Source organism: Cytobacillus dafuensis, from assembly GCF_007995155.1.
In the GTDB taxonomy this organism is placed as follows: domain Bacteria; phylum Bacillota; class Bacilli; order Bacillales; family Cytobacillaceae; genus Cytobacillus; species Cytobacillus dafuensis.
The window spans coordinates 4,901,878-4,916,069 of the sequence record NZ_CP042593.1 but is presented as its reverse complement, the minus strand read 5'-3'; the positions used below and the strand labels follow the sequence as shown (position 1 = coordinate 4,916,069).

Annotated in this window: 14 protein-coding genes; 13 read left to right on the top strand and 1 reads right to left on the bottom strand. The window is 37.5% G+C overall.

Translation table 11 applies throughout. From position 1 onward, the window contains the following. The first annotated feature begins 806 nt into the window (after positions 1 to 806). The 11 genes from rpmH to FSZ17_RS23185 all read left to right on the top strand — a co-directional run bounded on the left by rpmH (position 807) and on the right by FSZ17_RS23185 (position 11,829). The gene (gene rpmH / locus FSZ17_RS23235; RefSeq protein WP_053478303.1) at positions 807 to 941 is read left to right on the top strand and encodes a 50S ribosomal protein L34; all 135 of its coding nucleotides are present in this window, start codon (positions 807 to 809) and stop codon (positions 939 to 941) included. A gap of 102 nt (positions 942 to 1,043) precedes the next feature. Then, positions 1,044 to 1,409: a ribonuclease P protein component gene (gene rnpA / locus FSZ17_RS23230; protein ID WP_057772382.1), complete on the top strand. Its 366-nt coding sequence runs from the start codon at positions 1,044 to 1,046 to the stop codon at positions 1,407 to 1,409. Positions 1,410 to 1,622: 213 nt separating this feature from the next. Continuing rightward, a complete protein-coding gene (spoIIIJ, locus tag FSZ17_RS23225) occupies positions 1,623 to 2,399 on the top strand; it encodes a YidC family membrane integrase SpoIIIJ (protein WP_057772384.1) in 777 nt (258 codons plus the stop codon). Further along, positions 2,396 to 3,016 (top strand): RNA-binding cell elongation regulator Jag/EloR, encoded by a 621-nt coding sequence (gene jag / locus FSZ17_RS23220; RefSeq protein WP_057772386.1) that lies wholly within the window; start codon positions 2,396 to 2,398, stop codon positions 3,014 to 3,016. The genes spoIIIJ and jag overlap by 4 nt, the downstream gene beginning before the upstream one ends. Before the next feature lie 589 nt (positions 3,017 to 3,605). Then, positions 3,606 to 4,991, top strand: coding sequence for a tRNA uridine-5-carboxymethylaminomethyl(34) synthesis GTPase MnmE (gene mnmE / locus FSZ17_RS23215; protein ID WP_057772388.1), 1,386 nt, complete (start codon positions 3,606 to 3,608; stop codon positions 4,989 to 4,991). Positions 4,992 to 5,037: 46 nt separating this feature from the next. Further along, positions 5,038 to 6,930 carry a tRNA uridine-5-carboxymethylaminomethyl(34) synthesis enzyme MnmG gene (gene mnmG, locus FSZ17_RS23210; protein WP_057772390.1) on the top strand — a complete coding sequence of 631 codons (1,893 nt, stop codon included), beginning with the start codon at positions 5,038 to 5,040 and terminating at the stop codon, positions 6,928 to 6,930. A gap of 3 nt (positions 6,931 to 6,933) precedes the next feature. Beyond that, positions 6,934 to 7,650, top strand: coding sequence for a 16S rRNA (guanine(527)-N(7))-methyltransferase RsmG (gene rsmG / locus FSZ17_RS23205; protein ID WP_057772393.1), 717 nt, complete (start codon positions 6,934 to 6,936; stop codon positions 7,648 to 7,650). A gap of 192 nt (positions 7,651 to 7,842) precedes the next feature. Further along, positions 7,843 to 8,718: a nucleoid occlusion protein gene (noc, locus tag FSZ17_RS23200; protein ID WP_057772395.1), complete on the top strand. Its 876-nt coding sequence runs from the start codon at positions 7,843 to 7,845 to the stop codon at positions 8,716 to 8,718. Positions 8,719 to 9,272: 554 nt separating this feature from the next. Beyond that, positions 9,273 to 10,034 carry a ParA family protein gene (locus tag FSZ17_RS23195; RefSeq protein WP_057773167.1) on the top strand — a complete coding sequence of 254 codons (762 nt, stop codon included), beginning with the start codon at positions 9,273 to 9,275 and terminating at the stop codon, positions 10,032 to 10,034. Continuing rightward, positions 10,027 to 10,866 carry a ParB/RepB/Spo0J family partition protein gene (locus FSZ17_RS23190; RefSeq protein ID WP_057772397.1) on the top strand — a complete coding sequence of 280 codons (840 nt, stop codon included), beginning with the start codon at positions 10,027 to 10,029 and terminating at the stop codon, positions 10,864 to 10,866. Before FSZ17_RS23195 ends, FSZ17_RS23190 begins: the two co-directional genes overlap by 8 nt. A gap of 249 nt (positions 10,867 to 11,115) precedes the next feature. Continuing rightward, entirely contained in the window at positions 11,116 to 11,829 is a 714-nt protein-coding gene (locus tag FSZ17_RS23185; protein ID WP_057772399.1) for a DUF554 domain-containing protein, read from the top strand. Positions 11,830 to 11,900: 71 nt separating this feature from the next. On the opposite strand, the gene yyaC is transcribed toward FSZ17_RS23185, so the two are convergent. Beyond that, entirely contained in the window at positions 11,901 to 12,530 is a 630-nt protein-coding gene (yyaC, locus tag FSZ17_RS23180) for a spore protease YyaC (RefSeq protein WP_057772402.1), read from the bottom strand. Between the two features lie 411 nt (positions 12,531 to 12,941). Here yyaC and FSZ17_RS23175 point away from each other — a divergent pair, with 411 nt between their 5' ends. Beyond that, a complete protein-coding gene (locus tag FSZ17_RS23175) occupies positions 12,942 to 13,829 on the top strand; it encodes a mechanosensitive ion channel family protein (RefSeq protein ID WP_057772403.1) in 888 nt (295 codons plus the stop codon). A gap of 14 nt (positions 13,830 to 13,843) precedes the next feature. Continuing rightward, a complete protein-coding gene (locus FSZ17_RS23170; RefSeq protein WP_057772405.1) occupies positions 13,844 to 14,041 on the top strand; it encodes a DUF951 domain-containing protein in 198 nt (65 codons plus the stop codon). The last annotated feature ends 151 nt before the right edge of the window (positions 14,042 to 14,192 follow it).

Genomic DNA, 14,192 nt, shown 5'->3' with positions numbered 1-14,192 from the left:
TGATAGCCCCCCTTTGCTATTTGCTATTAAAGAAAATGCAGCTTTGGATGTATTGCATTCATACACTGCGATCAAGTGCTTTAGAATGATACATGCCAAAAAAATATAGGCTATACAACCAGTACAACCTATATTTTGTATTAATATACAAGCCTGTGTATGTGGAAAAACATATAATAAGGAAGATAAACAGGATTTCGACAATATCCACTATCTGTGGACAAGATTTTACAACCTCATGGAATAACTCATCCACATGTTATCCACACTCTGTGGATAATGGAGTTATACACATTGAATTATTAAGTGTGAAAACACAAATATGATAACAGATATTCCTAAGAGGTGCAACGGTTTTTCAGATTTTATCCACAAGTATAAGAGCGTGTGGACTAAAATTGTCCACAATGATTGATTGTGTGAAGAAGCTGTCAATATGTGTTGTGGATAATAAAAAACTTGTCGAAAAATTATCCACATAGTGAAGTAATAACAAATAACTGGAGAAAATTACTTTTATAATAAACAAATTTTTGAGTGACAGAGCTTTAAAAAGAGGTTAAAATTTCTAGGTGGAAATTAAAAATAAATAAGAATAGCTTTTTCGAATAAAAAATTGCCTAGCTTCATAAATAGGGGCTTTTGTTGCGCCAAAATCTTTTAGACACAAGGCTTATAAAAAAATTAGAGGGGTCTGAGTCTGATTAAGGCGCATACGATATTCTTCCAGTTGACAACTTTCTAGTTACATCTTTATAATTAGTAAGACTGTCTTTAACAGCTATTCCTCAGGGAGGTGTCATATAATGAAAAGAACTTACCAACCAAGCAAACGTAAAAGAAGTAAGGTTCATGGATTCCGCAGCCGCATGAGTACTCCGAACGGACGTAACGTCCTAGCTCGTCGCCGCCGTAAAGGAAGAAAAGTATTATCTGCTTAGGCCACTGAAACGTCAGTGGTCTTTTTTTCCATAATCTAATAGAAAATATTTTTTCCATTGTAAGTGAGCTTACGCTTTTCTATGAAAGGGTAGGTAAAGGTCATGAAAAAAGAATTTAGAGTAAAAAAAAATAAAGAATTCCAAGAAGCCTTTAAAAAAGGAAAATCATTTGCAAATCGGCAATTCGTTGTATACTCGCTTAAAAAGCCAGATCAAGAGCATTTTCGCATTGGCCTTTCTGTGAGCAAAAAGATTGGAAATGCTGTAACAAGAAATCAGATCAAACGATATGTTCGTCAGGCTTTTCATGAGCTGGAACATGAGATACATAATCAATACGATTATATTATTATTGCGCGAAAGCCAGTTGCTGATATGGAATTTCATGAAATAAAAAAGAGTCTCATGCATGTATTAAAGATTTCAAAGGTTTTGACTAAACAAATGCCTGGCAATAATGATAAATAGTCATAGTTTAAAAGCCGAGAATGAAATCAAATATCACCAATTAACATATTTTCTTTATAAAAGACATGATCTTTTAAAAATGTTACTATGTATTTAAGTTTGTTTTCCATAATCTTCTGAATTGGTAAAGTGATCAAAGCTTTTCAGAAGGCGATAAATGTGGAGATACATTTTTCATATACAATTTTCATAGCAGTAAGGAGGAATAACCGTTTGAAGAAAAGAATATTTCTAGTAATCGGTTTAATTTTTATGATGGCGCTACTATCAGGCTGTTCAGAAATTAATCAGCCGATTACATCCCAGAGCGAAGGCTTTTGGAATCAGTACATTGTTTATCCGCTTTCACTTTTTATTATAAAGGTTGCAGAAATTACAGGAGGCAACTATGGCTTATCGATTATTCTCGTAACACTTACCATTCGCCTAGTATTGCTCCCATTAATGATTAAACAGACAAAAAGCTCAAAGGCAATGCAGGCCATACAGCCTGAAATGAAAAAATTAAAAGAGAAGTACAGCTCAAAGGATCAAAAAACGCAGCAACAGCTGCAGCAGGAAACGATGGCATTATTTCAACAGCACGGGGTAAATCCATTAGCTGGATGTTTCCCATTATTAATTCAAATGCCAATTTTAATTGGGTTTTACCATGCGATTTCCCGAACACAAGAAATTAAGGCTCATTCATTTTTATGGTTTGAGCTTGGTTCTCCGGATCCGTATTATATATTGCCGCTCATCGCAGGTGTTACAACTTTCATTCAGCAAAAGATGATGATGGCTGGAACAGCTAATCAAAACCCGCAAATGGCGATGATGCTTTGGCTAATGCCGATTATGATCGTCGTTTTTGCCATCAAATTCCCGGCAGCACTTTCATTGTACTGGGTAGTAGGTAATATCTTTATGATTGCTCAGACTTATTTTATTAAAGGTCCGGAGCTTAAAGCGACAGCATCCGGTAAAGCAGGAGGAGCAAAAAAGTGAAACAAGTAACTGCTACGGGGACTACCGTCGATGAAGCAGTAAAGTCTGCTCTAGCTCAGTTACAGACATCCGAAGATCGCGCAGAAATTACTATTGTCGACGAAGGTAAAAAGGGCATTTTTGGAATTTTTGGTTCACGACCTGCAATTGTTAAAGTTGTTAAGAAGCAAGATCCGATTGAAGAAGGTAAGAAGTTCCTCTTAGATGTAAGTGAAAAAATGGGTGCTCAAATTGAAATTGACGTAATACATGATGGACGGAACATCCAATTTATTCTCTCAGGGGATAAAATAGCCTTATTCATAGGAAAAAGAGGACAGACTTTAAATTCATTACAATATTTAACCCAGCTAGTTATGAATAGATATTCAGATCAATATTTGAATGTTTTGCTCGATGCAGAGGATTATCGCAAAAGACGAAACGAAACCCTTATTCAGCTAGCTGAACGGCTTGCACACAAGGCAATTAAAACAGGAGAAAATGTGGCTTTAGAGCCGATGCCATCCTATGAACGTAAGGTGATTCATGCGGCTTTAGCAGAGAATAAGAAGATAAAAACTTATTCCAGTGGAAATGATCCGCATCGCCATCTTGTGATTGCGCCAAATAAATAATGTTAGGAACCCAATCAAATGATTGGGTTCTTTTTTTGCCAATTAAAAAAGGGTATCGGAAGAAATCGTTGCTATTATTGTTATTCACATGTGGATAAGTTAAAATAAAACATATTTATTCTTGGTGATTGTGGATAAAGAATCTTGATCTAAAAAAGTTAATCTTGTGGACAAGTTTTGGGCGGCATCAAAATTTTTATTAAAAAGTCATACTTGTTTTCTAAAAAAAAGTCATGTGATATTCTATTAATTTGGAGAAATAAATATTGATATGACTAAAAAATAAAAATAACTTTTTTCGAGTTAAAGAAATGTCTAGCCCCAGCGTCTACCCCCGACATGCAGGATGCACTAGTGTCGACAATGCGACAGGACGTCGCGTTTTTGTCGACCTCGAGGTCATAAGTCAGTCCGCCAAGAAGGTTAAAGAACAACCTTCTCGTCGGCCTGTCTTATGCTTGTCGGGGGTGAGCACAAAGGAAAGCTTCTGCGAATAGGCATCGCAGGAACAATCTGTTCTTTGATTGTTCCGAAGGCGCTTGCGCTTTTTTATAATAGATAAAACCGTGAATGAAACGAGGTGGAATGAATGGAGTTTGATACAATTGCAGCCATATCAACACCAATGGGAGAAGGAGCCATTGCTATTGTGAGGTTGAGTGGTGATAATGCCATAGCAATAGCGGACAAGATGTTTAAAGGGGTTGGAGAAAAAAGGCTTAAAGGGGTAGCGTCACACACTATTCACTATGGCCAAATGATTGATCCGAAGACGAATGAAATTGCTGAAGAAGTAATGGTTTCGGTTATGAAGGCTCCGAAAACCTTTACGAAAGAGGATGTAGTTGAAATTAATTGCCATGGTGGGATTGCATCGGTAAACCGGGTGCTTCAGCTGCTTTTAAGTAATGGGGCAAGACTTGCAGAGCCAGGTGAATTTACGAAAAGAGCCTTCTTAAATGGACGGATTGATTTATCGCAAGCGGAAGCAGTGATGGATTTAATTCGGGCAAAAACCGATCGAGCAATGAATGTCGCTCTAGGTCAAATGGAAGGGCGTCTTTCTAAGCTTATTACTAAGCTGCGGCAGGAAATTTTAGGGACGCTTGCACATGTAGAAGTGAATATTGACTATCCTGAATATGATGATGTTGAAGAGATGACCCATCAGCTTTTATTAGAAAAGGGCACCTATGTCAAAGAGGAGATTGAAACACTTCTCCGTACATCTCATCAAGGGAAAATTTTACGTGAGGGCTTATCAACGGTTATCGTCGGGCGTCCGAATGTAGGGAAATCCTCATTATTGAATAGCCTTGTACAAGAAAATAAAGCAATTGTTACGGATATCCCAGGAACGACACGTGATGTCATTGAAGAGTATGTGAATGTTCGTGGTGTGCCATTAAGATTATTGGATACGGCAGGAATTCGTGAAACAGAAGATATTGTTGAGCGAATCGGTGTGGAAAGATCCCGGCAAGTATTAAAAGAAGCGGATCTTATTTTGCTTGTTCTTAATTATTCGGATGCTTTAACGGAAGAAGATGAGAATTTATTTCAAGCTGTTGAGGGTATGGATGTTATTGTCATAGTGAATAAAACAGACTTGCCACAGCAGATTGATATGAACCGTGTTCATGAGCTTTCACAAAAACATAAGCTTGTTTCGACATCCTTACTAGAAGATAAGGGAGTAGACGAACTAGAAGAGGCAATTGCTTCTTTATTTTTCGAAGGCTCGATCGAAGCGAGGGATATGACGTATGTATCCAATTCAAGACATATTGCGTTATTGAATCAAGCATTAAATGCGATGGAAGATGCTCTTATGGCCGTTGAAATTGGAACACCAATCGATATCGTACAAATTGATTACACTAGAACATGGGAGCTTCTCGGAGAAATAATTGGAGATAGCGTCCATGAAAGCTTAATCGATCAGCTCTTCTCCCAATTCTGTTTAGGGAAATAGAGAAGCGGAGACATATATTTTAGAAATAACAAAAGGAGGCAGCATCATGCCATATGAAGCTGGAACATATGATGTCATTGTCGTCGGGGCAGGTCATGCAGGTTGTGAAGCTGGCCTTGCGTCCGCCCGTATTGGAGCAAAGACATTAGTTGTCACCATTAATTTAGATATGGTTGCTTTTATGCCATGTAATCCGTCAATCGGAGGACCAGCAAAAGGGACCGTAGTTAGAGAAATTGACGCTTTGGGCGGGGAGATGGCTAAAAATCTAGATAAAACCTATATCCAAATGCGTATGCTGAACACAGGGAAAGGCCCAGCTGTACGGGCATTAAGAGCACAGGCTGATAAGTTTATGTATCAGCATGAAATGAAAAAGACGCTTGAAAATGAACCGAATCTAACGCTTATTCAAGGTATGGTTGAGCAATTGATTGTAGAAGATGGTGTTTGTAAAGGGGTTATTACAAAAACAGGTGCCGTCTATCAATCGAAAGCTGTCATTATAACGACAGGGACATTTTTAAGAGGAGAAATTATATTAGGGGAGCTGAAGTATTCAAGTGGTCCGAATAATCAGCAGCCATCTATTAAGCTTTCGGAGCATCTTGAGGAAATCGGTTTTGAGCTTGAACGCTTTAAAACAGGTACACCTCCACGTGTAAACAGTCACACAATTGATTATAGTAAAACAGAAATTCAACCTGGTGATGATACGCCGCTAGCTTTTTCCTATGAAACGACTAAATTTATTACAGATCAGCTGCCATGCTGGCTTACGTATACAAGTGAAAGAACCCATCAAATCATCGAAGACAATTTACACCGGTCCCCGATGTATTCAGGAATGATTAAAGGGAAAGGGCCGCGTTATTGTCCATCCATAGAAGATAAAGTGGTTCGTTTCAATGATAAACCGCGCCACCAAATTTTCTTAGAGCCGGAAGGGCGGAATACGCAAGAGGTTTATGTTCAAGGTTTATCGACAAGCTTGCCAGAGGAAGTTCAGCATGATCTCCTCCGAAGTGTTCCAGGCTTGGAGAATGCTAAAATGATGCGTGCAGGGTATGCGATTGAATATGATTCAGTTAGACCTACTCAGCTATGGCCTACATTAGAGACGAAAAAGGTAAAAAATTTATATACGGCAGGGCAAATTAATGGTACTTCCGGCTATGAGGAAGCAGCTGCACAGGGTCTGATGGCAGGGATTAACGCCGCTATGAACATTTTAGGAAAAGAAGAGGTTATTCTGAGCCGTTCGGATGCCTATATTGGGGTCATGATTGATGACCTAATTACAAAAGGAACACAGGAACCATACCGCTTGCTGACTTCACGTGCTGAATATCGCTTATTGCTGCGCCACGATAATGCCGATTTACGATTAACGGAGCTTGGATATTCCGTCGGTCTTATTAGTGAAGAGCGTTACAAAAAATTTCTTGCTAAGAAACAATTGATTGAAGCAGAAATTGAGCGGTTAAAAAATATTATCCTTAAACCGTCAAAGGATGTCCAAGAGTTAATAAAAAGCCAAGGCGGTAGTGAATTAAAGGATGGAATTCGGGCATCGGACCTACTGAAAAGGCCAGAAATGACATTTGAGCATATTTGGAATCTCGTTCCTGATGAAGAAAAGCTCGATCAGGACGTTGAAGAACAAGTGGAAATTCAAATTAAATATGAAGGCTATATCGAGAAGTCGCTTCAGCAGGTAGAACGATTAAAGAAAATGGAAGACAAAAAGATCCCTGAGAATATTGATTATGATGCTATTACAGGTCTTGCGATGGAGGCAAGACATAACTTAAAAGAAGTTATGCCATTATCCATTGCACAAGCCTCTCGAATCTCTGGTGTGAACCCTGCTGATATTTCGATTTTGCTTGTTTATATTGAGCAAGGACGAATTGCCAAAGTGTCAGGAAAGGAATAGCAAATGAATACAGAACAATTTATTGAAGCGCTGGCAGCGAAGGGAATCAACCTTTCGCCCCAGCAAATTGAACAATATGAGAAGTATTATTCGATATTAGTGGAATGGAACGAGAAAATGAACCTAACGGCCATTACAGATAAGTCAGAGGTTTATTTAAAGCATTTTTACGATTCCATTTCAGCTGCTTTTTATTTTGATTTTAACCATCCATTTCATTTATGTGATGTAGGAGCGGGTGCAGGTTTTCCGAGTCTGCCGATTAAAATTGCCTTTCCTGAATTACGGGTTACCATTGTCGATTCTCTTAATAAGCGAATTGGCTTTTTAGAGCATTTATCGAAAGAACTTGGATTGGAGAATATTCAACTAATCCATGATCGTGCAGAAACATTTGGTCAGAAAAAAGAATATCGTGAGACCTTCGATGTTGTTACTGCTCGTGCTGTCGCAAGGCTTTCTGTCCTTAGTGAACTATGCTTGCCACTTGTGAAAGCTGGCGGCACATTTGTAGCGATGAAAGGTGCAAGTGCGAAGGAAGAATTAGATGTAGGGAAAAAAGCGATAGCCATTCTTGGCGGGAAATTGCAGCATTCCTATTCCTTTACACTTCCTGAGGAAGAAAGTGAACGGAATATATTAATCATTAATAAGGAAAAGGCTACACCGAAAAAATACCCAAGGAAACCTGGTACTCCAAACAAAACTCCAATCGAATAGTATTACGCTTTTATAAGAAATATGGCATAATTAGTCTGTATGTGCAGCTTACTAAAATGAAATTTTGCCAGCAAATGGTGTAATAGTGGTGTTTTTTTATTGGGAAAACTTAATTATTGCTGATTTTCGGCAGGACTTGTCAATTTTATAGAGAATATGTAATAGGGAGTTTCGTAAAGGTGGTGTAGGGTGATGAAGCATTCTTTTTCACGCTTTTTTGGCCTAGGCGAAAAGGGAGAACAAGCAGAATTAGAAAAGCAAGAACAGGTGGAAATTGAGAAGATAGGGGAATTCGAAGAAATAAAGAAAATCCCCATTGATCATATTGTTCCTAACCGTTTTCAGCCAAGAACGGTATTTGATGATGAAAAAATTGAAGAATTGTCACGAACGATTCATACACATGGCATTATTCAACCGATTGTTGTTCGGGAGTTTGAGAATGGTCAGTTTGAAATAATTGCTGGTGAACGTAGATGGCGTGCTATGAAGAAGCTTGGCTGGGATGAAGCTCCAGCAATTATTAAAAATTTAAATGATACGGAAACGGCGTCTGTTGCATTAATTGAAAACCTGCAACGGGAAGAATTATCCCCGATTGAAGAAGCCGTTGCATATGGAAAGCTATTGGAATTACATAACTTAACGCAAGAAGCATTAGCTCAGCGTCTAGGAAAAGGACAATCAACCGTTGCGAACAAGCTTCGGTTACTAAAGCTGCCTCAAGAAGTTCAGGATGCATTATTGTGTAAGGCGATTACAGAGCGCCATGCTCGTTCTCTAATTCCACTTAAAGATCCTGAGAAGCAAGTGAAGCTGGTTGAGGAAATTATTGAGAAAAATCTAAATGTCAAGCAGACAGAAGATCGGGTTGTCCGGCTTTTAGAGCAAAATAATCCTAAACCAAAGCCAAAAAGAAAAGCATTTAGCAAGGATATGCGAATTGCGGTTAATACAATCCGTCAATCATTAACAATGGTTTCAGAGAGCGGAATTAATTTAGATTCCCAAGAAGAAGAATTTGACGAATTTTATCAAATTACAATCAAAATTCCTAAAAAGAAATAATAAAGATGATTACCTATGAGAAATTAAGCAGACTTCTTGTTTAATTTCTCATCTTTTTTTACTGCAAAGATCCCTTCAAATCGTTCATTCCTCCTTTTCATAATAACTTCACGAGTATAGACCAAAATTTTCTCTGAGTGTTAGATACGGCACACAAGATGTGGTCACAAAGACGTTGCCACAGGACGTGGCATTCTTAGTTTTTGTTCGCTAAATAGGAAAGTTTAAGTTTAGTAACGCCCTAAAGTAAAATGTGTTATCAATTAAATATTTGCTAATAAGATCGCATAAGAAAAACTAAGGCATTCGTCAAAAAGGACTTGGCAAACGCCAAGTTTTTCTAATTCAAAATTGACTTTTACGGACAGATAACCTAAATCTATTTATGTGTGTTCTTTGAATTTTAGATGGTTAGGGTTTTACTGTCCGTTAATCTGCGATAAAATAGAATACATGATTGCTAATTTACAAGCTTGCCAGATAATTTTCCAATTAAACTAAAAACAATTCATATCTAATAGAAGATGAAATTAATGATGAAAGTAGGTGACATCGTGGGCAAAGTAATTTCGATAGCAAACCAAAAGGGCGGAGTAGGAAAAACAACTACCTCTGTTAATCTTGGTGCATGTTTAGCATACATAGGAAAGAAAGTCTTGCTCGTAGATATTGACCCTCAAGGAAATGCAACGAGCGGGGTAGGAATCGAGAAAGCAGATGTAGATCAATGTATTTATGATGTTTTAGTAGATGATGTTGAAGCGACGAAGGTCATTCGCCCAACATCTGTTGAAAACCTATATGCGATCCCTGCAACGATTCAACTTGCAGGAGCGGAAATTGAATTAGTGCCAACGATCTCAAGAGAAGTTAGATTAAAACGAGCATTAGAAGAGATTAAAGAGGATTTCGATTATATTATTATTGATTGTCCTCCATCTTTAGGCTTATTAACGCTCAATTCTTTAACAGCATCAGATGCTGTCATTATTCCTGTTCAATGTGAATATTACGCACTTGAAGGGCTAAGTCAGCTTTTGAATACCGTTCGCCTTGTTCAGAAACACTTGAATCATGATTTGAAAATTGAAGGTGTTTTATTGACTATGCTTGATGCGAGAACGAATCTAGGTATTCAGGTCATTGAAGAAGTGAAGAAGTATTTCCAAGATAAAGTATATAGAACCATTATTCCTCGTAATATTCGTCTAAGCGAAGCGCCAAGTCATGGTGAACCAATTATTACTTATGATCCAAAGTCCCGTGGAGCTGAGGTGTATATAGATTTAGCAAAGGAAGTGGTTTCAAATGGCTAAAGGTTTAGGAAAAGGGCTTAACGCTTTCTTTACAAACATGGAATCAAAAGAGGAAACTGTTAGAGAGATAAAATTGAAAGAGTTGAGACCCAATCCTTATCAACCACGGAAGGTATTTGAGGAAGAAGCCATTGAAGAGTTAAAGCAATCAATATTAGAGCATGGGATTCTTCAACCGATCATTGCACGAAAGAGCATTAAAGGCTACGAAATTGTAGTAGGTGAAAGACGTTATCGTGCTGCTAAGGCTGCAAAATTAGAGACAGTTCCAGTTGTGGTAAGAGAATTAAATGAGCAGCAAATGATGGAGCTAGCGATATTAGAGAACCTACAGCGTGAAGATTTGTCTCCGATTGAAGAAGGAGCTGCCTACCAGCTTTTAATGGAAAAACTAAAAATAACCCAAGAGGAGCTTGCAAAACGATTAGGTAAAAGCCGTCCGCATATTGCCAACCATATTCGTTTACTTTCATTGCCGCCAAAAATTCAGGCTTTGATCTCTGAAGATAAAATTTCTATGGGACATGGTCGTGCATTATTAGGTTTAAGAAAAAAAGATAAGCTGATGGCAGTAGTTGAAAAGATAATAAAGGACGGATTAAATGTACGTCAATTAGAGCAGCTTATTCAACAGCTAAATAATGTTTCACGTGAAACAAAAAAACCTGTCCAGAAGAAGGATGTTTTTATTAAAGAACAAGAAACCTTTTTACGGGAGAGATTTGGTACAACAGTTAATATTAAACAGTCTAAAAATAAAGGAAAAATTGAAATTGAATTCTTTTCAAAAGAAGACCTAGATCGAATTTTAGAGCTGTTAGAAACAAATTAACACTTATTATAAGCCATCATCTGGATGGTTTATTTTTTTTGGCTAAATAATTTTAAGTTTATTTGTGGACTAGCGAGATTTAGATAAAGTCTTTTTAAAAGCATAAGTAAAGCTAATTTATCGAAAGTAAACAAAATGAAAGTTTAAAAAAACACGAAATTTTTAAAAAATGATTGTAAGAGTCTCGTCTTCGTGGTAGTGTATGTAATTAATATTCGAATGACGAAATTTTTGAGCAAGGTGAAAAGGATGTTTCTTCTCGGTACGCTTGTAAATGGATTGTTAATCATTATTGGTACTTTATTAGGAAAAATGCTGCATCGTATTCCTGAAAATATAAAAGGAACCGTTATGCATGCAATTGGACTTGCTGTGATCGTTTTAGGTCTGCAAATGGCCTTGAAGGGCGAGAATTTCTTAGTTGTGATCATTAGTTTAGTATTTGGGGCTGTTATTGGGGAATATTTTGCTTTAGAGAATAAGCTGAATACACTTGGAGATTGGCTAGAAAGAAAAATGGGCTCTAGCAGCCAGGGAAGTATTTCTCAAGGGTTTGTTACCGCGACTCTCATTTTTGTCATCGGTGCAATGGCGATTATTGGTGCATTAGATAGTGGGATTCGTGGAGATCATGATGTTCTTTATACAAAAGCGATTATTGACGGTTTTACTGCCTTAATATTGACGACGACATTAGGGATAGGCGTTCTTTTTTCAGCTGTCCCTGTGGTAATTTATCAAGGACTTATCGCTCTTTTCGCGACACAAATTGATCAGTTTGTACCGAATCTGCTTATGGATAGCTTTATTAAAGAAATGACTGCGACTGGCGGAGTAATGATTTTTGCCATTGGATTAAATTTGACTGGGCTAATAAAAATTCGTGTCGCTAACTTACTCCCGGGTATTTTTGTTGTAGGGGTAATCGTGACAATCATGTATTATTATCAATTATATTTTTAAAGAGGAGAGGAATTGTTTTTTCTCTCCTTACATTATGATCATGTTGGCTTGCCATATTTTAAAATGAATGTTCAAATATGTTCTTGCTCAGTATCTAAATCCCATTTAAAGGAAGTTAAAATATGCTTTGGCTCATAGGCTAAGCTTGCTTTATAAATCCCATTTGCGATTATTTTCGCCATATTTAAGACAAGATGGAGCCTTGTGTTTTGCAGGACGAAAAACTCCATAAAGCCGCTCACATTGACAATTCCTGTTATATGCATATGACCAACCTCTGGAAGCTCTTTATTCACACCAGCTCCGGGTTTTACAGGTCCTTCTCCAATTTGAATGACTCCAACACTTTTTAACCGTCCTAAACATGCATCAATTCCGATAATAAAAGGATTAAAATGTTTTTTCTTAATTTCCTCAAGTTTTTCTGCCAAATTCACTGCATGAATAGGACTTTCAAGTGTTCCATATACAAAGAAGGATGATATCTTTTTTTCCTCTAAAAATGTACCAACTAGTGGACCCAATGAATCGCCTGTAGATCGATCGGTTCCAATACAGACAAACACAATAGGACGGCTGTTAATTCCATTAGGCAATAAATGGATAATTTCTGTTGCGAGCTTAGTGGCAGCAGTCAAATCATCATACATGATCTTCAAAATGCCGTCCTTTTTTTCAAACAGATTATGTTTAAAATTCATTGGTTCCACCCCTTTTTATAAAAAGCACAAGCGGCTCGATTACGCTCAGGTTATAGCGTAAGACGGGCTCCCGAGAAGGCTGATCTTTAACCTTCTTGGCAAACTGGCTTAATCTCCGTATTTTTAACAGTATACGGATAAAAATAGCAATCTATACATGCTGATAAGATTTGTAAAGTGAACTATGTGTAAACCTAAAACCATTTACAATTAAAGGAAATGATGTATTGCTACAAAATATGAATAGAAATTGTTAAAATAAATTAATCTTTTCCATCTTTCTAGAGTCTTTTCTACTCTATGTTGCTTGCTAGGAAAAGATGAAATAAGCTTTAATAAATCAATAGGAATTTTTTAAGGGTTATTAATCCAGTTAAAACCCGATATTTATAAAGAAGTGCAGGTGGAAAAATGAGCAATATTGAAAAATTTATAAACAAACAAGTAGAAAATCTTTCTACAGAAGACGTGTGGATGGATATTGGAGGAATCGTCTTAAAAGTCTTTTTAATTATTATTTTTACGAGCCTTTTTATTAAAATAGGGAAAATGGTCATTCATAAAATTTTTGAGGTAAGGGATCGCAGCTCACTTATTCGTACATCCGAACGTCGAGAAGCGACTTTAGTGAAGCTGTTAGTTAACATACTGTTTTATTTTGCTTCCTTTTTTTCATTCATATTAATCTTGGAAACATTGGGGATTGATGTAAAAGCCTTATTAGCAGGGGCTGGAATTGTTGGCTTAGCCGTTGGGTTTGGGGCACAAAGCCTGGTGAAGGACATTATAACTGGTTTCTTTATCATTTTCGAAGATCAATTTTCTGTTGGGGATAGTATTCAGATAGATCAGTTTACAGGAACTGTTGTGGAGATTGGACTAAGAACAACAAAAATCAAAAATTGGACAGGTGAGGTCCATATTTTACCAAACGGGAGCATTAATCAAGTAACGAATTTTTCAATAAATAATAGTGTGGCCTTTGTAGATGTAAATATTGCATATGAAAGCGATATAAATAAAGCTGAAAAGGTGCTGCAGGAATTATTAGAGGAACTGCCTGAGAAATATGAGGAAATGGTGAAGCCTCCAGAATTATTAGGTGTACAAACAATGGATGTTTCGAATCTCACGCTTCGAGTAACCTGCGAAACATTGCCTACTCAAAATTTCTATATTGCAAGGCAATTGAGGAAGGAAATTAAGCACTGCCTTGAGGAGAATGGGATTGATGTTCCGTTTCCTCGTCTTGTTATGTATTCTCGAAGTGAAGTGGATCTTAAAAAATCAAAAGGTTAATTTGGGAGGTTATAATGGAGCAAAAGGAGTTTAATTTAAATGATGTTGTCGAAATGAAAAAACAGCATCCATGTGGAACGAATCGGTGGAAAATTATTCGAATGGGAGCCGATATTCGGATCAAATGCGAGGGCTGTGCTCATAGTGTATTAATCCCTCGAAGGGAATTTGCACGTAAAATGAAAAAGATCCTTGTGAAGCATGAGGAGTAAAGCGCCTGCTTGCGCTTGTCGCCGATAAGTGGGTGCCTTGCGCTTGTCGCATTGTCTAGCTCCAGGCACCATCGGCTCGAGGTCTTAAGCCAATCCGTCATGAAGGTTAAAGAAGAACCTTCACGCCGGCTTGTCTTAAGCTTGTCGCCGA

What these genes read in the sequence shown, in the direction of transcription:
- rpmH (WP_053478303.1), top strand. Translation starts at nt 807, where the DNA reads ATGAAAAGAACTTACCAACCAAGCAAACGTAAAAGAAGTAAGGTTCAT.
- rnpA (WP_057772382.1), top strand. Translation starts at nt 1,044, where the DNA reads ATGAAAAAAGAATTTAGAGTAAAAAAAAATAAAGAATTCCAAGAAGCC.
- mnmE (WP_057772388.1), top strand. Translation starts at nt 3,606, where the DNA reads ATGGAGTTTGATACAATTGCAGCCATATCAACACCAATGGGAGAAGGA.
- mnmG (WP_057772390.1), top strand. Translation starts at nt 5,038, where the DNA reads ATGCCATATGAAGCTGGAACATATGATGTCATTGTCGTCGGGGCAGGT.
- rsmG (WP_057772393.1), top strand. Translation starts at nt 6,934, where the DNA reads ATGAATACAGAACAATTTATTGAAGCGCTGGCAGCGAAGGGAATCAAC.
- noc (WP_057772395.1), top strand. Translation starts at nt 7,843, where the DNA reads ATGAAGCATTCTTTTTCACGCTTTTTTGGCCTAGGCGAAAAGGGAGAA.
- FSZ17_RS23190 (WP_057772397.1), top strand. Translation starts at nt 10,027, where the DNA reads ATGGCTAAAGGTTTAGGAAAAGGGCTTAACGCTTTCTTTACAAACATG.
- FSZ17_RS23185 (WP_057772399.1), top strand. Translation starts at nt 11,116, where the DNA reads ATGTTTCTTCTCGGTACGCTTGTAAATGGATTGTTAATCATTATTGGT.
- yyaC (WP_057772402.1), bottom strand. Translation starts at nt 12,530, where the DNA reads ATGAATTTTAAACATAATCTGTTTGAAAAAAAGGACGGCATTTTGAAG.
- FSZ17_RS23175 (WP_057772403.1), top strand. Translation starts at nt 12,942, where the DNA reads ATGAGCAATATTGAAAAATTTATAAACAAACAAGTAGAAAATCTTTCT.
- FSZ17_RS23170 (WP_057772405.1), top strand. Translation starts at nt 13,844, where the DNA reads ATGGAGCAAAAGGAGTTTAATTTAAATGATGTTGTCGAAATGAAAAAA.